Consider the following 17,571-nt stretch of genomic DNA (forward strand, 5'->3'; position numbering starts at 1 on the left):
TTAACTCCTGGGGAAGACCACCGCGAACGAAGCGCCGGCCTTCGGTTGTTCAATCTCGAAGCGCCCGCCGAGCTGTCTGGCCAACGCTTCGACGGCCCGCATCCCGAGGCTCTTGCGTTGCGCCGGTGAAAAGTCCTTGGGCAAACCTTCACCGTTATCAGCCACGCTCAAACGGTAGAGCTCGCCTTCTGTTCCGAAGGCGACCCTTATTGTGGACGCCCTATCGGGCGGGCAGCCGTATTTCAAGGCGTTGGTGATCAACTCGTTGAGGATCAGCGCCAGCGGCACGGCCTGCTTCACATCGAGCACGGCGTGCTCGATCGCGGTCTCCAGCGCGACATCGTCGCGGCCGAGCGAGCCGACCAGGTCCTGCGCCAGGGCTTCGGTGTAGCGGCCGGCGTCGAAGGCGCCGATGGCGTCGTCGGTCTTGTACATCTGCTCGTGCACGCGGCCGACGGCGATGATCCGGTCGAGCGTCCGGTTCAGCGCTTCGCGGGCGTCGGCATGCTCGACGGAGCGCGCCTGCAGCCGTACGACGCTGGCGATCTGCTGCAGCGAGTTCTTGACCCGGTGGTTGACCTCGTCGAGCAGCAGGGTGCGGTCGTCGAGCAGGCGGCGCAGCTGCTGGGCGACATCGGCCTCGGCCTCGCGGTCCAGGCTGATGTCCCGCAACGCCTTGAAGAACAGCAGCGCCAGCAGGGCCGCGAAGATCATCAGAGAGGCGATGATCACCGAGCGCACGACGGTGACCTGATGCTCGCGCTGGCGCTGCAGGCGGCGTTCTTCTTGTTCCAGCTCGGCAGCGATGGCGCGCACGCCGTGCATGGCCTCGACGCCCCGTCCCTCGCCGATGATCTGGATGGCGGCGCCAGGCGATCCGGTGCGGCGAGCGGCGATCGTCTGGTCGATGACCTCCATCCGGGTGGTCATCAGCGCCTGCAGCCGGGCCAGGCGCTCCAGCTGTTCGGGATTGTCGGCGGTCAGGCGTTCCAGCGCGCTGATGTGGATCGCGGCGGCCGTGCGGGCGCCTTCGATCTGTCGGGTGAATTGCGAGTCGCCCGTGAGAATGAAGGCGCGCTGGGCCGACTCCGCTTCGGTCAGCGACAGGCGCAGGCCTTCGATCTCGATCCGCACCTCGTGGGCGTGGGTCAGCCATCCGGCGGCGCGGTCATACCAGAGGAACGCACCGCCCAGGGCGGCGAAGGCCAGGAACAGCGCGGTGACGGTGCCGGCCAGCAGGCGAAACGCGCGCTCGCGCGCCGCCTGCCTGCTGATGCTGGGAACCGCCCCCGCTTGCGCCACTACTCCTCCTTGGCGCGCCGCTTGCGGAAGGAGGGGTTCAGCACCTGCTTGCGCAGGCGGATCGACTTCGGCGTGACTTCGACCAGTTCGTCTTCCTCGATGTAGGCGATGGCCTGCTCGAGGGTCATGCGGCGCGGCGGGGTCAGGCGCACGGCCTCGTCCTTGCCGGAGGCGCGGACGTTGGTCAGCTGCTTGGCCTTCATCGGGTTGACGTCCAGGTCGTCGGCGCGGCTGTTCTCGCCGATGATCATGCCCTGGTAGGTCTTCTCGCCGGCGCCGACGAACATCGTGCCGCGCTCTTCCAGGTTCCACAGCGCGTAGGCCGCGGTTTCCCCGTCGGAGTTGGAGACCAGCACGCCCTTGCGGCCGGCGTCGATCGCGCCCTTGTAGGGCTCGTAGTGGCTGAACACGCGGTTCAGCACGCCCGAACCGCGGGTGTCGGTCATGAACTCGCCCTGATAGCCGATCAGCGAGCGCGAGGGGCTCATCAGGCTGATGCGGGTCTTGCCCGCGCCCGACGGACCCATGTCCTTCAGCTCGGCCTTACGGGCCGACAGCTTTTCGATGACGATGCCGGTGAATTCGTCGTCGACGTCGATCATGACGTCTTCGATCGGCTCCAGGCGCTGGCCGTTCTCGTCGGTCTGGAAGACCACGCGCGGGCGGCTGATGGAGACTTCGAAGCCCTCGCGGCGCATGTTCTCAATCAGAACGCCGAGCTGCAGTTCACCGCGGCCGGCGACTTCAAAGGCGTCCTTTTCGCTGGTCTCGGTCACCCGGATCGCAACGTCGGTCTCGGCTTCCTTCAGCAGGCGCGCGGCGATGACCCGGCTCTGGACCTTGTCGCCTTCGCGGCCGGCCAGCGGGCTGTCGTTGACCGAGACGGTCATCGAGATGGTCGGCGGGTCGATCGGCTGGGCGGGCAGGGCGTCGGTGACTTCCAGCGCGCACAGCGTGTCGGCCACGGTCGCCTTCGACATGCCCGCGATGGCGACGATGTCGCCGGCTTCCGCGCCGCCGTCGATCGGCTGGCGCTTCAGGCCGCGGAAGGCCAGCACCTTGGTGATGCGGCCGCGCTCGATTTCCTTGCCGTCACGCGACAGCGCCTTGATGGCCAGGCCGGGGACGGCCTTGCCGGCCTCGATGCGGCCGGTCAGCAGACGGCCCAGGAACGGGTCGCTTTCGATCAGCACCGACAGCATCTGGAAGGGCTCGTCCTTGCGAGCCTCGGACTTGGGCGCCGGGACGTGGTCGACGATCAGGTCGAACAGCGGGCCCAGATTGTCGTTCGGCTGGTTGAGGTCCAGCGTCGCCCAGCCGTTCTTGCCCGACGCGTAGATGTGCGGGAAGTCCAGTTGCTCGTCGGTCGCGCCCATGGCGGCGAACAGGTCGAAGGCTTCGTTGAGGACCCGGTCGGGATCGGCGTGGGCGCGGTCGACCTTGTTGAGGCAGAGGATCGGGCGCAGGCCCATCTTCAGCGCCTTGCCCAGCACGAACTTGGTCTGCGGCATGACGCCTTCTTCGGCGTCCACGAGGAGGACGCAGCCGTCCACCATGCCGAGGATCCGCTCGACCTCGCCGCCGAAGTCGGCGTGGCCGGGGGTGTCGATGATGTTGATGCGGGTCTCGCCCGCTTTTCCGTTCCAGAGGACGCTGGTGCACTTGGCGAGGATGGTGATCCCGCGTTCGCGCTCCTGGTCGTTGGAGTCCATGGCGCGCTCGACCGTCGCCTCATTGGCTCGGAAAACGCCCGACTGGGCAAGGAGCTGATCCACGAGCGTGGTCTTGCCGTGGTCGACGTGGGCGATGATGGCGATGTTGCGGAGCGACATTGATTTGGCTTTGTTGGCGCCTATTTGGGGAAGCGCGCGCTTTTAGGTGAGGAATGGCGATTGCGCCAGCGCCTTCTCGCCGCGGCGCCGAACATTGATATCGCGTCGTTGTGCGGTGCAGCAAAGCTCGGCTGTTGGCGACGCCTTCAAATCTCACTGATTTGTAACGAATTTTTTCGGCGCTTTCAGAAAATGTGATGGGTCCAGCACAAAATCGCTTGTTGTTTTGTGCGTCGCACCGTATATGTTCGAACTGTGAGGCGGCGCTGCCGCTTCTGCCCTTCCTGGGCGTTTCCTCCCTAATGAACTGCCGGGCCTTCGGGTCCGGCTTTTTTTTTGGCCTGACGCCAGGGGCTCGGGAAACTATCGGGTCCGGCCGACTCCGTGTAGGAACGGAGCATGAACCTGGACGCCATCCTCCTTGCCATGCTGGCCGCCTTGCTGGCGGCCATTCCCGCTCTCGCCTGGGCGCTGATGGAGCGCGGGCGCGCCAATCGCGCCGAAGCGCGGGCCTTCGAGCTGCAGGACGCCGCCGCCCGCCTGCGGCTGCTGGAGGAGCAGGAGGCCAAGAATTCCGCCTTTCTGCAGGCCCAGGCCGCCGCCGCCATCGCCGAGCAGGTGATGAAGCGCGCGGACGAGACCTTCCATAATAGAGAGCAGCTCGCCCAGGCGCGGCTCGAGGCGCAGCTGAAGCCCGTCGCCGAGACCCTGGCCAAGTTCCAGGAGCAGGTGGTCGCCGTCGAAAAGACCCGCGCCGAGGAGACCGGCGGGCTGAAGGAGCAGATCAACCAACTGATGCAGGCGTCCAGCGCTACCCAGGCCGAGGCCCGCAAGCTGTCTGCGGCGCTGCGTCGCGGGGCCGGCGTCCAGGGGCGCTGGGGCGAGCAGACCCTGCGCAACGTGCTGGAGGCGGCCGGCCTGCACAATCGCTACGACTTCGACGAGCAGACCTCGACCGACAGCGATGAGGGCCGCCGCCGTCCCGACGTCACCGTGCGCCTGCCGGGCGGGGCGGTGTTCGTCATCGACGCCAAGTGCTCGCTCAACGCCTTCCTCGAAGCCCAGGATGCGCCCGACGAGGCCGCTCGCGAGGCCGCCTATCTGCGCCACGCCCAGAGCGTGCGGGCCCACATGCAGGGCCTGTCGGCCAAGGCCTACTGGGATCAGTTCAACCAAGGCTCGCCCGACTTCGTGGCCATGTTCATCCCTGGCGACAGCTTCCTGGCCGCGGCGCTGGAGCGCGCGCCGGAGCTGATGACCGAGGCGATGGACCGCCGGGTGCTGGTCGTCACCCCGACCACCCTGTTCGCGCTCTGCAAGGCGGTGGTCTACGGCTGGCGGGTCGAGGAGCAGGCCGCCAACGCCCAGGAGATCTCAAAGCTGGGCCGCGAGCTCTACAAGCGGATCTCGGTGATGGGGGCGCACGCCGGTTCGGTCGGCAAGGCGCTGGAGGCGGCGGTCAGCCGCTACAACCAGTTCGTCGGCTCGCTGGAGACCCAGGTGCTGACCCAGGCCCGCCGCTTCGAGGACCTCAAGGTCGATCACGAGGGCAAGGAGCTGCCGGAACTGGCGCCGGTGGAGACCGGAATCCGTCCGCTGGCCAAGCTCGCCGCCGACCCCGACGCGCCCGAGAGCGGCCGCCTCGCCGCCTTGACGGCGAAGGGACGCTGACCTACCTGCGTTTTCATGGCTATCCGTGAAATTCTCGTCGTCCCGAACCCGGTCCTCAAAGAGGTCTCGCAACCCGTCGCCAAGGTCGACGACGAGCTGCGCGCGCTGATGGATGACATGCTGGAGACGATGTACGACGCGCCCGGCATCGGCCTGGCCGCGATCCAGATCGGCGTGCCCAAGCGCGTGATCGTCATGGACATCGCCGGACCCGACGAGGAGAAGGCCCCGCGCTACTTCGTCAATCCCGAGATCGTCTGGAGCTCCGAGGACACCGCCCCCTACGAGGAAGGCTGCCTGTCGATCCCGGACATCTATGACGAGGTCGAGCGCCCGGCCCGCGTGAAGCTGAAGTACCTGAACTATCAGGGCGAGGAAGTGATCGAGGACGCCGACGGCCTGTTCGCGGTCTGCATCCAGCACGAGATGGACCACCTCGAAGGCGTGCTGTTCATCGACCACCTGTCGCGCCTGAAGCGCGACCGCGCCGTCGCCAAGGTCAAGAAGCAGGCCCGCGCGGCCTGATCCATCGCCGGGGTTCGCTCAGATGGACCTCGACCGGATCCTCACTCTCTTTGACGCCGAGGTGCGGGCCCGCCCCGCGGCTGCGCCTGGAACGAAGATGGAGCGCCTCGGCGCGCTCGTCCTGCTGACGGGCGCCTTCAACTATGTCTCCTCATGGGATCTGCGCGCCGACACCGTGCAGGCCGCCGTGCGGGACTGCGCCGCACATTTCCGGGACCGGGGCGAAGAGCTGCTGTGGCGGGTCTACGACCACGACGAACCGTCAAGACTGTCTACCTGTCTGGCGGACGAAGGTTTTGACCCGGACCCGTCCGGAACCCTGATGTTCCTGGACCTGGACGACGCGCCGGTCATTGCGCCGATCGACGGCGCGGAGGTGCGGCGCGTGCGCACCCTCGAAGATCTCGACGACTTCATCCAGGCCAACGGCCAGGCGTTCGGCCAGGAAGAGCCCTGGCAGAGGGCCGCCTTCGGCCAGCGGCTGGGCGATCCCGATTTCGTGCTCTTCACGGCCTATGCGCAGGGGCGGGCCGCCGCCTCGGCGCGGCTGGAGATGGCCGCAGGCCGATCGTTCGGCCTGCTGTTCGGCGGCGGCGTGGCGCCCGCCTATCGCGGCCTGGGCCTTTATCGCGCCCTGGTCGCTGCACGCGCGACCGCGGCCAAGGCGCGCGGCCTGCGCTATCTCAGCATCGAGGCCCGTGACACCAGCCGGCCCATCCTGGAGCGGCTGGGTTTCGTCCCGGCGGTGCGCGAGGTCACCTGGGTGCTCCGCCCCTAGCACCGCCGCGCTTGCGGGAATGATAGGTGAGCGCCAGCGCGATGCAGTGGGCGACCACGTCTTCATCCAGCGGCGCCGCCGCGTCGAAGATCAGCGCCCGCTTGCCGTCGTAGACGAGGGCCTCTCCGTAGATTTCACGAAAGCTCGCCAGCAGGTTGGTCTGGCAATGCACGAAGAGCGCGTACTGCGAGCCGCTCACAGCGTCGATGCGGATCGTGCTGCCGGTTTTGGTCAGATAGCTGGGTTGGCCCCAGCGCAACGCTTCTTGGACCTCGTCGACGCCCGGCGTCGCCGCAGCTGTATCGAGGATCAGCCGGCGCAATCGCTTCAGCGCCGAGCGGGTCGGCTCCGGATGGCGATCCAGCCGCGCCTCGATGTCGCTGCTCTGTTGCATCGCCGAACGTCGCGCCTGCCCGAGCTGGGCGCCCAGGCAGGCGCGAGACTGTTAGTGCTTGTCCGGCGCGGTCGCGTCGTGGACAGCGGCCTTGGCGTCCTTGGCCACGCCGGTGGCGGCGGCCTTGGCGTCGGCGGCCGCATCCTTGGCCGCGACGCTGGCGTCGGCGGCGGCGGCCTTGGTGTCGGCCGCGACGGTTCCGGCGGCGGCCTGGGCCTCGGCCGCGGCCTTGTCGGCGGCGGCCTTGGCTTCAGCCGCGGCCTTGTCGGTCGCCGCCTTGGCGTCGGCGGCGGCCTGATCGGCCGTGGCCTTGGCCTGGTCCTGGGTGGCCTGCGAACAGGCCGAGAGGGCGAGGCCCGAGGCGACCAGGGTGACGATCATCAGATTACGCATGGATTGGTTCTCCCTTCCCGAGTGCTTCTCAGAACGGCGAAGCTTGCCTGAGGTTCCTAAATTCCTCCGCCATCGTTACATGCACCCCTGATGCGCATCGCTTTTCTCGGAACTCCGGACTTCGCCGTCGCCGCCCTCGCCGCCTTGGTCGAGGCCGGGCACGAGGTCGTCTGCGTCTATTCCCAGCCGCCCGCGCGGCGCGGGCGCGGCCAGACGCTCAAGCCCTCGCCGGTCCATGCCTATGCGCAGGAGCGCGGCATCCCCGTGCGCACGCCGGTCTCCATGCGCGACCCCGCCGAGATCGAAGCCTTCGCGGCGCTGCAGATCGACGCCGGCGTGGTGGTGGCCTTCGGCCAGATACTGCCGGCCGCGGTGCTCGACGCGCCGCGCCTGGGCTGCTTCAACCTGCATGCCTCGTTGCTGCCGCGCTGGCGCGGGGCCGCCCCCATCCAGCGGGCGATCATGGCCGGCGACGAGGTCACCGGCGTCGAGGTCATGCAGATGACCGAGGGGCTCGACGAAGGTCCGGTGCTGGCCTCCGAGACCGTCCGCATCGACGCCCTGGAGACCGCCTCGACCCTGCACGACCGACTGGCCGCCGTCGGCGCCGCCCTGCTGGCCCGGACCATGGCCGCGGTCGAGCGCGGCGAGGCGACGGCCACGCCCCAAGCGGAAGAGGGCCTGACCTACGCCAAGAAGATCCGCGCCAAGGAGGCGCGTATCGCCTGGACCAAACCGGCCGTGGAGGTCGACCGCAAGATCCGCGGCCTGTCGCCGTTCCCGGGCGCCTGGTTCGAGCTGCCGACCGACAAGGGCCCGGTCCGGGTCAAGGCGCTGCTCTCGCGGCTCGAGGACGGGCAGGGCGCGCCGGGCCAGGTGTTGGACGACGCCCTGCTGATCGCCTGCGGCGAGGGCGCGGTTCGCCTGCTGCGGGTCCAGCGCGAGGGCAAGGGGCCGCAGGACGCCGAGACCTTCCTGCGCGGCGCCCCCGTCGCGGCCGGGATCGGGCTGGCCTGATGCCGCGCTACAAGCTGACTATCGAATACGACGGACGGCCCTACAAGGGCTTCCAGGCCCAGGACGACCTGCCGTCGGTCCAGGGCTCGATCGAACGCGCGGTGAAGGCGTTCAGCGGGCAGACCCTGCGCCTGCAGGCCGCCGGCCGCACCGACACCGGCGTCCACGCCACCGGCCAGGTGATCCACATCGACCTCGACAAGGACTGGCGGCCCGAGGTCGTGCGCGACGCAATGAACGCCTACCTCGTGCCCGAGCCGGTCGCCGTGCTGGATGTCGAGGTCGCCGTCGGCGACTGGCACGCGCGCTTTTCGGCGACCGAGCGGCGCTACATCTACCGCATCCTCAACCGCAAGAGCCCGCCGGCCCTCGACCGCGGCCGGGTCTGGCACGTCAAGAAGCCGTTGGACGCTGCTGCGATGGACGCCGCCGCCCGCCAGCTGATCGGCCACCACGACTTCACCACCTTCCGCCACATGCAGTGCCAGGCGAAGTCGCCGATGAAGACGCTCGACGTCGCCCGCGCCTGGCGCGAGGGCGATTACGTGCTGCTGGAATTCGCCTCGCGCTCTTTCCTGCACCGCCAGGTCCGCTCGATGACCGGCACCCTGGCCGAGGTCGGCGTCGGCCGCTGGGCTCACGACGACGTCGCCGCCGCGCTGGAAGCCCGCGACCGCAAGGCCTGCGGCCCGGTCGCCCCTGCTGACGGCCTCTATCTGACCGGCGTGAAGTATTAGCGGCTTCGCAGCTATCCGAACGCTGCGAAATACCGCTCGATCAGCCGCTCATAGACCTTCTGCAGGTCGTGGATCTCCTGCACCGGCGCGCGCTCGTCGACCGCGTGCATGGTCTTGCCGACCAGGCCCAGCTCCACCACCGGGCAAAGCGCGCGGATGAAGCGCGCGTCCGAGGTGCCGCCGGTGGTCGACAGCTCCGGCGCCGCGCCGGCCACGTCCTGCACCGCGGCGGCGACGACGTCGGTGAAGGCGCCGGGTTCGGTCAGGAACGCCTCGCCGCTGATCACCGGCTCGACGGTGATGGTCCCGGCGAAGCCGTCCCGCGACTTGGCGGCCTCGGCCTCGATCCAGGCGGCCAGTTCCGCGCCCTTGTGGGCCGGGTTGAAGCGGATGTTCAGCCGCGCCTTGGCCTGGGCCGGAATGACGTTGGTGGCGGCGTTGCCGACATCGACCGTGGTGACTTCCAGGTTCGACGGCTGGAAGCCGGTGTAGCCGTCGTCCAGCACGTGGTTCTGCAGCCGCGCCAGCAGGTCGATCAGCACCGGGATCGGGTTGGCCGCCCGGTGCGGATAGGCGACATGGCCCTGGCGCCCATCGACGGTGATCCAGGTGTTGATCGAGCCGCGGCGGCCGATCTTGATCATGTCGCCGAAGGTCTCGGCGCTCGACGGTTCGCCGACCACGCAATGGTCGATGGCCTCGCCCTCGGCAGCCAGCGCCTCGACCACCATCTTGGTGCCGTGGGTCGCCACGCCTTCCTCGTCGCCGGTGATCAGGAACGACAGCGAGCCCGACACCTGGCCGGCGGCGATGGCCTTGGCCGCGGCGGCGGCGAAGGCGGCGACCGCGCTCTTCATATCCACCGCCCCGCGGCCGATCAGCATGCCCTCGACGATCTCGGCGGCGAAGGCCTGGCGGCTCCAGGCCGCGGCGTCGCCGACCGGGACCACGTCGGTGTGGCCGGCGAAGCAGAGGTTCGGGCGGGCGGTCCCGTAGCGGGCGTAGAGATTCTCGATCTCGCCGAACTTCATCCGCCGGCAGGAAAAGCCCAGGCCTTCCAGCGTCCGCTGGACGATGTCCATGGCGCCTTCGTCGGCGGGGGTCACCGACGGGCGGCGAATGAGTTCCTGGGTCAGGGCGACGGGATCGAGCTGCGGCATGGCTCGCTGGTAGCCGGGCGGGCGCTCAGGGGCAATGGGCCTTGAGTCTCGGGCCCGTCAAGGCCGCGCGCCCAAAGTGGGCATGCTAAATATCCGTTTACCATCCCGAATTGGGAAGCAATTGCATCGACCTGGGACGCGCATTCAAGAACTATGCCTGAACCGGGTGTGGGGTGCTGCGTCATGTTCAATTTCTTCAAGCAGAAGATACCCAAAACATCTGCCGAGAAGATCGAAGATATCCTCGATGTTCTAGAGCGCGGCGGCGTTATTCGTGGAACGCAGATACCTGAACATATTCTGCGCCCGCCGATGTCTCATCAGGTCTCGGCAAGCGAGCATGTCTATTTCGCGGTTCGGTCGGTCGCCGCCGACGGCCGCCAGCACGTGATGCAGTACGCCTTTGTCGACGACCGGGGCAATGTGGCGCTCAGCGCCTTTGTGCGGTCATCCAGCCCGGCGACCTTGTTCGGCGGCGCGGCCAGCGAGGACCTGTCGACCGAACCGATGGATGAGGCGACCTTCGCGGTGTTGGCGGCCCGGATCTGTCGCGGCGCGACCTTGGTGGCGTTCCATCGGGTGCTGCAGAGCGGCCTGTTGCCGGCCGCCGCCGCCACGGGGGCGTCCGGCGGCGAATGCGCCTGGCGCCGCTTTCAGACGGTCGCCCGCCGCAAGGGAATCCGCCTGTCGCGCCATGAGCCGCTGGCGCTCAACGACTGTCTGCTGAAGCTCGGCATGGCGCCGCTGGAGTCCGACGACGCGGCGGTGCGCGCGCTGGCGATCCGGCGGCTGTGGCGCAAGCTCGACAATATCGAGTAGCGGGATCGAATGGCGCGCGCCTAGCGCTCCAGCCGCACCGCGTCCCAGAACAGCGGCTTCAGGTCGGTGAAGAACTGGTCGACGTCATAGGCCCCGCCCAGGGTGAACAGGCCGTCGTCCTCACGCACCAGGTAGCCGCGCTCGACCAGGGCCAGCAGCTTGCGACGGGTGGTCTCGCGCGGGATCTGGGTGATGTCGGCCAGGCTGAGCGCGTTGAGCCCGCGGCGCCGGCGGAAGGTCTGCGGCGGCCGCGGTCCGCGCGGCAACTGCTCCGAGATCTCGGCCAGCAGGAACACCAGATAGAGCAGGTACTGGTCGAGGTCGCCGTCGAAGCGCGAGCGGACCCGGATCAGGGTCGCCGAGAGATGACCGCCCCAGCGGTAGAAGAACCGCATTGCGTCCTGTTCCAGATATCCGGCCGCCGGTTCGGCCCACGAGGGCGCCTCGGGCGGCGAGACATCCTGGTCCGGCGTCTCAAGGGCGAAAGCGGCGAGCGATGGCGCTGGGGTCATTGGTTCGGGCCCTGCGTTAAAGTTAATGTCATCCGCGTCAATGGTCGTGGCGAATAGCAATTTCCCTTAATAACAACGGGCTCCGAACATGCCGCGTGGTTACGTTAAGGATACTGTCGTTGATCGCCGCGGCTATCTTCGCGTCATGCGATAACCTAGTCAGGCGTCAGTATCGCGAGAAGCGAATGCTATAGTTAATTGGTTCCGGCGGCTCGGAACGGGGGCATTTCCTGTGGATGACGCCGTTGCCGCCGACCGAAATACCCGCCTGGGTGGCGGATGCGCGCGCACGGCGCCCGCTCCGGCTGCGAAAATCGTCCGCAGCCGGCGAATCGTCTGGAGAATCAGGGGGAAGGGGACCCGCGGGGCTCAAGCGATTCCACTTGAGCTCCGCCGGTCGTCAGTCGCGCAGCAGTTCGTTGATCGAGGTCTTGGAGCGGGTGCGCTCGTCGACGGTCTTGACGATGACCGCGCAGTTGATCGAGGGCAGGCCTTCGCCGAACGGGCTCGGCATCGATCCGGGCATGATCACCGAATAGGGCGGGACCTCGCCCTGGAACACTTCGCCGGTCTTGCGGTCGACGATACGGGTGGTCGAGGTGATGAAGGTGCCCATCGACAGCACGCTGCCTTCGCGCACGATCACGCCCTCGGCGACTTCCGAACGGGCGCCGATGAAGCAGTTGTCCTCAATGATGGTCGGGTTGGCCTGCAGCGGCTCCAGCACGCCGCCGATGCCCGCGCCGCCCGACAGGTGCACGTTCTTGCCGATCTGGGCGCACGAGCCGACCGTCGCCCAGGTGTCGACCATCGTGCCCTCGTCGACGAAGGCGCCGATGTTCACGAACGAGGGCATCAGCACGGTGTTGCGGGCGATGAAGGCGCCGCGGCGGACGACGGCGCCGGGCACCGCGCGGAAGCCGGCGGCTTCGAAGCGGGCGGCGTCCCAGCCGGTGAACTTGGACGGCACCTTGTCCCAGTAGGGGCCGGGGGCCGGCGCATCCATCAGCACGTTGGCGTTCAGGCGGAAGGACAGCAGGATCGCCTGCTTGGCCCACTGGTGGGTGGTCCACACGCCGTCCTCGCCGCGCGAAGCGACGCGCAGCGCGCCGCTGTCGAGGCGGCTCAGGGTTTCGTCCACGGCCTCGCGGACCTGGCCCTTGGTGGCGGTGTTGACGCCGTCGCGGGCTTCCCAGGCGGCTTCGATCACGGACTTCAGGTCATCGGACATCAGGCGGTTTCCTTCAGGCGCGCCGAACTCAGGAACGGCGTCAGCTTCTCGGTGCGGTGGTGGACGAAATCGGCGGTGGAGGCGAGCGCGCGCGAGCCGACCAGCACCGTGGTCATGCCCAGGTCCGCGGCCGGATGCAGGTTGCGCTCGGAGTCCTCGAAGAAGGCCGTGCTGGCCGGCGTCAGGCCGTGGGCGTCGATCATCCGCTGGAAGCCCAGCGGGTCGGGCTTGGGCGCGAAGCCGAACGAGTGGATGTGGAACACGTCGTCGAACAGCCCGCGCAGGTTCAGGTGCGCCAGCACCCGCTCGGCGTGCTTGTCGTCGGCGTTGGTGAAGATCAGCCGCCGCCCCGGCAACCGCGCGATGGCCGCCACCAGTTCCGGGTCCTTGGCCAGCAGGTCCAGCGACAGGTCGTGGAACAGGGCGTGGAAGTCGGCGGGATCGACGCCATGGTGCAGCATCAGCCCCTTCAGCGTCAGGCCGTGTTCGGCCAGATAGTGCTTCTGCAGGCCGTAGGCGGCGTCATGCTCCAGCCCCGTGACCTTGGCCACAAAGGCGGTCATGCGGCTCTCGACGCCCTGCATGAACCCGGACTCCTCGGGGTAGAGGGTGTTGTCCAGGTCGAACAGCCAGGTGTCGATATGCGTCAGATCCGCGGTCATGCGCGGATGAGCGTGCCCGAGCCGTGTTCCGTGAAGAGCTCGGTCAGCATCGCATGCGGGCGGCGGCCATCCAGGATGACCACGGCCTCGACGCCAGATTCGACCGCGGCGATGGCGGTCTCCAGCTTGGGGATCATGCCGCCGGTGGCGACGCCCGAGGCGATCGCCTCGCGGGCCTCGGCCAGGGTCATCTGGCGGATCAGCTCGCCGTTCTTGTCCAGCACCCCGCGCACGTCGGTCAGCAGCAGCATGCGCTTGGCGTTCAGCGCCCCGGCCAGGGCGCCGGCGACGGTGTCGGCGTTGATGTTGTAGGTCTCGCCTTCCACGGACACCCCGATCGGCGCGATCACCGGGATGTAGTCCTCCTCGGCGTAGATCAGCGCCTCGATCAGCTTCGGGTCGATCCGGGTCGGCTCGCCGACGAAGCCCAGGTCGACGACCTGTTCGATCTGGCTGTCGGGGTCCTTCTTGGTGCGGTGCGCCTTCTCGACGGTGATCAGCCGGGCGTCCTTGCCCGACAGGCCCACGCCGCGCACGTCGGCCTCGGCCCCGGCCAGGGTGATCCAGTTGGCGATCTCCTTGTTGATGGCGCCCGACAGCACCATCTCGGCGACCTCCATGGTGGCCTCGTCGGTCACCCGCAGGCCGTCGATGAAGGTCGACTTCACGCCGGCCTTGTCGAGCATCCGCGAGATCTGCGGCCCGCCGCCGTGCACCACGACCGGATGCACGCCGAGCATCTTCAGCAGCACCGCGTCGGCGGCGAACAGCTTGGCGACGCTCTCCTCGCCCATGGCGTGGCCGCCATATTTGATCGTCACGACCTCGCGGTCGTAGATCTGGATGTAGGGCAGGGCCTCGGCGAGGGTCTTGGCGGTGGCCCAGCCCTGTTCTTCGGCGTCGTCGGTCAAGGTCGCAACCCTCCAGGAGCCGTCCGCGGCTCCGCCACACTAAGCCAGGCGCGAAGGCTCGCGCGCTGTGGGGGCTCCGATAGCGGACCTGCGGCCCCCTGTCACCGCCTGGAGGGCGGGAGTCGGGCGCGCGGCCCTCAGATCGACCGGGCGACCACTTCCTTCATGATCTCGGACGTGCCGCCATAGATCCGCTGGACGCGGGCGTCGCGCCACAGCCGGGCGATCGGATACTCGTTCATGTAGCCGGCTCCGCCGTGCAGCTGCAGGGCGATGTCGCAGGCCTCCCACTGCAGCTCGGTGTGGAACAGTTTGGCGGCCGAGGCTTCGGCGGCGTCGAGCTTTCCGGCCACGTGGCGGGTGATCGCCCAGTCCAGGTGCGCCCAGCCGGCCTGCAGCTTGGCCTTCAGCGCCGCCAGGGTGAAGCGGGTGTTCTGGAAGTCGAAGATCGACTGGCCGAAGGCCTTGCGCTCCTTGGTGAACTTCACCGCCTCGTCGAAGGCGCGCTGGGCGCCGGCCTGGCCGGCGATGGCGATCTGCAGCCGCTCCTGGGCCAGCTGGTTCATCAGATAGGCGAAGCCGCGGCCTTCCTCGCCCAGGCAGTTGGTGATCGGAACCCGCACGTCGTTGAAGAACAGCTCGGAGGTGTCGGCCGAGTTCTGGCCGACCTTGTCCAGGTTGCGGCCGCGCTCGAAGCCCGGGGTTCCGCGCTCGACCAGGATCAGCGAGATGCCCTTCGACCCCAGGCTCGGATCGGTCTTGGCGACCACGATCACCACGTCGGCGTTCTGGCCGTTGGTGATGTAGGTCTTGCTGCCGTTGAGGACGTAGTGGTTGCCGTCGCGGATGGCCGTGGTCTTCACGCCCTGTAGGTCCGAGCCGGTGCCGGGCTCGGTCATGGCGATGGCGGTGACGATCTCGCCTGAGACCATGCCCGGCAGCAGCCGCTGCTTCTGTTCCTCGGAGCCGTAGTTGATGATGTAGTCGACGGTGATGTCGGACTGCAGGGTCACCCCGGCCGACGAACCGGCATAGGACAGCTCCTCGCCGATCACGGCGTTGTAGCGGTAGTCGAGCCCAAGCCCGCCGTACTCGGCCGGGACCTGCGGGCAGAGCAGCCCGGCCGCGCCATAGGCCTTCCAGAACTCGCGATCGACGATGCCGTCCTCTTCCCAGCGGTCGAGGCGCGGGTAGAGCTCCTTGTCGAAGAACTTGCGCACCTGGTCGCGGAACAGGTCGAGGTCGGCGTCATAGGCCGTGCGGGCGGCGGTGGAGAGCATGGTGGCGGTCCTGGGAGTTTCCTTCCCGCCGTTGTTCCATGGACATCCGGGTCCGCAAAGACTGACCCCGCGTCAGCGCGGCGTTGCGGCCTAGAGCGTGATCTCGCAGGCCGACATGATCTCGGCCCGCAGCTCCGGGATCCCGGCGCCTTTTTCCGACGAGGTGGCCAGCACCCGCGGGAACGCCGCCGGGCGCTTGCGGATCGCCGCCTCGGTCCGCAGGCGCACCGCCTCGACTTCGGCGGGCTTCAGCTTGTCGGCCTTGGTCAGGATGATCTGGTAGGAGACCGCGGCCTTGTCGAAGGCGGCCATCGGCTCCTCGTCCACCGCCTTCAGCCCGTGGCGGGCGTCGATCAGCAGGTAGGCGCGCTTGAGGTTGGCGCGGCCCCGCAGGAAGTCGCGGCCCAGGTTCTGGAACTTCTTCACCTCGACCTTCGAGGCCTTGGCCCAGCCGTAGCCGGGCAGGTCGACCAGCCGCAGCCGCTCGTCCAGCATGAAGAAGTTCAGCTCGCGGGTGCGGCCCGGCTCGTTGGAGGCGCGGGCCAGGCCTTTGTGGCCGACGAGGGCGTTGATCAGCGACGACTTGCCGACGTTCGAGCGGCCGGCAAAGGCGACCTCGGGCAGGTCGCCCGGCGGCAGGCCGTCGATCGAGACTGCTCCCATGAGGAAGCTGGCCTGCCGCGCAAACAGCACGCGCGCGGCCTCCAGTTCGTCCTCGGTAAAGAGCGGATCCTGGCTCACCCGACTTCCTTCGGCTTGCCGGTGACCTTGGCGATGATCTGGTCGATCGGATTGTCGACCTTGAACCGGCGCATGATCACGTACTGCTGCAGGATCGTCAGCACGTTCGACCAGGTCCAGTAGATCAGCAGGCCGACCGCGAACGGCGCCATGATGAAGGTGAACATCACCGGCATGAACTGGAAGATCTTCTGCTGGATCGGGTCCGGCTGCGGCGGGTTCATCGCCGTCGAGAGGTACATGGTCACGCCGTACAGCAGCGCCATGGGACCGAGGTGCAGCAGGTCGGAATTCAGGATCGACCCGATCACCGGCACGGTGGCCGGGTTGTAGGGGAGCAGGCCGAACAGGTTCCAGATGGTCAGCGGGTCCTTGGCCGACAGGTCCTGGATCCAGCCGAAGAACGGCGCGTGACGCATTTCGATGGTGACGGTCAGCACCTTGTAGAGGCCGTAGAAGACCGGGATCTGGACCAGCATCGGCAGACAGCCGGTCAGCGGGTTGATCTTCTCGCGCTGGTACAGGGCCATCAGCTCCTGCTGCTGCTTGGCCGGATCTTCCTTGAACTTCGTGCGCAGCGCTTCGACCTGCGGCTGCACCTTCTTCATCTTGGTGAGCGACTCGTAGCTCTTGTTGGCCAGCGGGAAGAAGATCAGCTTCACCGCCACGGTCAGCAGCAGGATGGCGATGCCGAAGTTGCCGACCTTCTGGAAGATGAAGTCCAGGAACATGAACATCGGGCGGGTGATGAACCAGAAGTTCCCCCAGTCCACGGCCATGTCCAGGTGCGGCACGCCGAGCTTGGTCTCGTATTCCTTCAGCAGCGGCACGGTCTTGGCGCCGGCGAACAGGCGGGTGACCTCGGTGACCTGCTTGCCGGCCGGGATGATGTGCGGACGGCCGACATAGTTGGCTTCATAGATGTCGGCGGCGAGCGACTTGGTCACCCGATACTGGCTCTGGATGTGTTCCGTCTGATCGGGGATCAGGGCGGTCAGCCAGTACTTGTCGGTGATGCCGGTCCAGCCGCCGACGGACGACACGTTGAGGCCGCCCTCCTTCAGCCACTTGGCGTATTTCAGCTGGCGCAGCTCGTCGCCCAGCCAGCCGATCGCGCCCTCGTGGACGATCTGGTTGCGTCCCAGCTCGGCCGGCACGCCCTGGCGCTGGACCGAGGCGTAGGGGGCCAGGGTCACCGACCCGGCGCCTGTGTTGGCCACGGTGTCGGTCACCGTGAACATGAACTTGTCGTCGACCTCGAGCTTGCGCGTGAAGGTCAGGCCCTGGCCGTTAGAGGTGCGCAGCACCAGCGGCTGGCCGGGCGCGAGGGTCGAGCCCTCGACCACCTGCCAGACGGTGTCGGCGTTGGGCAGGCCGGGCAGGTTGGCCCCGGTCCAGCCGAATTCGGCGAAGAAGGCGTACTTGGCGCCCTCGGGGCGCAGCAGTTCGACCGGCGGCGAGTCCTTGGCCACCGCCACGCGGTAGTTCTTCAGGAACAGGTCGTCGATCCGCGCCCCGCGCAGCGAGACCGAGCCGGCCAGGGCCGGCGTCGCGATCGGCGCGCGCGCGCTGGCGGCGGCGGCTTCCTGGCGCGACACGACGACCG

Annotated in this window: 18 protein-coding genes; 6 read left to right on the forward strand and 12 right to left on the reverse strand. The window is 67.9% G+C overall.

The window, feature by feature from the left end; all coding sequences use genetic code 11:
- Together OUA97_RS16305 and typA are read right to left on the reverse strand one after the other, a co-directional pair.
- The gene (locus OUA97_RS16305) at window positions 1-1,302 is read right to left on the reverse strand and encodes a sensor histidine kinase (protein WP_267233083.1); all 1,302 of its coding nucleotides are present in this window, start codon (window positions 1,300-1,302) and stop codon (window positions 1-3) included.
- On the reverse strand, window positions 1,302-3,134 hold the full coding sequence (typA, locus tag OUA97_RS16310) for a translational GTPase TypA (protein ID WP_267233084.1): 1,833 nt from the start codon (window positions 3,132-3,134) through the stop codon (window positions 1,302-1,304). The genes OUA97_RS16305 and typA overlap by 1 nt, the downstream gene beginning before the upstream one ends.
- 399 nt (window positions 3,135-3,533) lie before the next feature.
- On the opposite strand from typA, the gene OUA97_RS16315 reads away from it, so the two are divergent.
- Genes OUA97_RS16315 through OUA97_RS16325 form a run of 3 tightly spaced genes read left to right on the forward strand, consistent with a single transcriptional unit; the run spans window position 3,534 to window position 6,108 of the window.
- Window positions 3,534-4,805 (forward strand): DNA recombination protein RmuC, encoded by a 1,272-nt coding sequence (locus OUA97_RS16315; RefSeq protein WP_267233085.1) that lies wholly within the window; start codon window positions 3,534-3,536, stop codon window positions 4,803-4,805.
- A gap of 15 nt (window positions 4,806-4,820) precedes the next feature.
- Window positions 4,821-5,330 (forward strand): peptide deformylase, encoded by a 510-nt coding sequence (def, locus tag OUA97_RS16320; protein ID WP_267233086.1) that lies wholly within the window; start codon window positions 4,821-4,823, stop codon window positions 5,328-5,330.
- A 22-nt stretch (window positions 5,331-5,352) separates the two neighbouring features.
- On the forward strand, window positions 5,353-6,108 hold the full coding sequence (locus OUA97_RS16325; RefSeq protein ID WP_267233087.1) for a GNAT family N-acetyltransferase: 756 nt from the start codon (window positions 5,353-5,355) through the stop codon (window positions 6,106-6,108).
- Here OUA97_RS16325 and OUA97_RS16330 read toward each other — a convergent pair.
- Together OUA97_RS16330 and OUA97_RS16335 are read right to left on the reverse strand one after the other, a co-directional pair.
- A complete protein-coding gene (locus OUA97_RS16330) occupies window positions 6,086-6,502 on the reverse strand; it encodes a DUF1801 domain-containing protein (protein WP_267233088.1) in 417 nt (138 codons plus the stop codon). The two genes, OUA97_RS16325 and OUA97_RS16330, sit on opposite strands and share 23 nt — an antisense overlap.
- A 51-nt stretch (window positions 6,503-6,553) precedes the next feature.
- Window positions 6,554-6,895, reverse strand: coding sequence for a hypothetical protein (locus OUA97_RS16335; RefSeq protein ID WP_267233089.1), 342 nt, complete (start codon window positions 6,893-6,895; stop codon window positions 6,554-6,556).
- 90 nt (window positions 6,896-6,985) lie between these two features.
- Here OUA97_RS16335 and fmt point away from each other — a divergent pair, with 90 nt between their 5' ends.
- Window positions 6,986-7,912, forward strand: coding sequence for a methionyl-tRNA formyltransferase (gene fmt, locus OUA97_RS16340; protein WP_267233090.1), 927 nt, complete (start codon window positions 6,986-6,988; stop codon window positions 7,910-7,912).
- Window positions 7,912-8,649: a tRNA pseudouridine(38-40) synthase TruA gene (truA, locus tag OUA97_RS16345; protein ID WP_267233091.1), complete on the forward strand. Its 738-nt coding sequence runs from the start codon at window positions 7,912-7,914 to the stop codon at window positions 8,647-8,649. The genes fmt and truA overlap by 1 nt, the downstream gene beginning before the upstream one ends.
- An 11-nt stretch (window positions 8,650-8,660) precedes the next feature.
- On the opposite strand, the gene dapE is transcribed toward truA, so the two are convergent.
- The gene (gene dapE, locus OUA97_RS16350; RefSeq protein WP_267233092.1) at window positions 8,661-9,809 is read right to left on the reverse strand and encodes a succinyl-diaminopimelate desuccinylase; all 1,149 of its coding nucleotides are present in this window, start codon (window positions 9,807-9,809) and stop codon (window positions 8,661-8,663) included.
- A gap of 312 nt (window positions 9,810-10,121) precedes the next feature.
- Between dapE and OUA97_RS16355 the strand changes: the two genes are divergently transcribed.
- The gene (locus OUA97_RS16355) at window positions 10,122-10,628 is read left to right on the forward strand and encodes a hypothetical protein (protein WP_267233093.1); all 507 of its coding nucleotides are present in this window, start codon (window positions 10,122-10,124) and stop codon (window positions 10,626-10,628) included.
- A 20-nt stretch (window positions 10,629-10,648) separates the two neighbouring features.
- On the opposite strand, the gene OUA97_RS16360 is transcribed toward OUA97_RS16355, so the two are convergent.
- The 7 genes from OUA97_RS16360 to yidC form a co-directional block, all read right to left on the reverse strand.
- Entirely contained in the window at window positions 10,649-11,140 is a 492-nt protein-coding gene (locus OUA97_RS16360; RefSeq protein WP_267233094.1) for a hypothetical protein, read from the reverse strand.
- A 400-nt stretch (window positions 11,141-11,540) separates the two neighbouring features.
- Complete coding sequence (gene dapD / locus OUA97_RS16365; RefSeq protein WP_267233095.1) at window positions 11,541-12,371, reverse strand: 2,3,4,5-tetrahydropyridine-2,6-dicarboxylate N-succinyltransferase; 831 nt, start codon at window positions 12,369-12,371, stop codon at window positions 11,541-11,543.
- Window positions 12,371-13,033 carry a pyrimidine 5'-nucleotidase gene (locus tag OUA97_RS16370; RefSeq protein ID WP_267233096.1) on the reverse strand — a complete coding sequence of 221 codons (663 nt, stop codon included), beginning with the start codon at window positions 13,031-13,033 and terminating at the stop codon, window positions 12,371-12,373. The genes dapD and OUA97_RS16370 overlap by 1 nt, the downstream gene beginning before the upstream one ends.
- Entirely contained in the window at window positions 13,030-13,944 is a 915-nt protein-coding gene (gene argB / locus OUA97_RS16375) for an acetylglutamate kinase (RefSeq protein ID WP_267233097.1), read from the reverse strand. The genes OUA97_RS16370 and argB overlap by 4 nt, the downstream gene beginning before the upstream one ends.
- Window positions 13,945-14,081: 137 nt before the next feature.
- The gene (locus OUA97_RS16380) at window positions 14,082-15,224 is read right to left on the reverse strand and encodes an acyl-CoA dehydrogenase family protein (RefSeq protein WP_267233098.1); all 1,143 of its coding nucleotides are present in this window, start codon (window positions 15,222-15,224) and stop codon (window positions 14,082-14,084) included.
- A gap of 90 nt (window positions 15,225-15,314) precedes the next feature.
- A complete protein-coding gene (yihA, locus tag OUA97_RS16385) occupies window positions 15,315-15,965 on the reverse strand; it encodes a ribosome biogenesis GTP-binding protein YihA/YsxC (protein ID WP_267233099.1) in 651 nt (216 codons plus the stop codon).
- Window positions 15,962-17,571, reverse strand: a 1,610-nt coding sequence (yidC, locus tag OUA97_RS16390) for a membrane protein insertase YidC (RefSeq protein WP_267233100.1), incomplete at its 5' end; no start/stop codon positions are given. The genes yihA and yidC, both read right to left, overlap by 4 nt.

Origin of the sequence: Phenylobacterium sp. 58.2.17 (assembly GCF_026411515.1) — a bacterium.
In the GTDB taxonomy this organism is placed as follows: domain Bacteria; phylum Pseudomonadota; class Alphaproteobacteria; order Caulobacterales; family Caulobacteraceae; genus Phenylobacterium.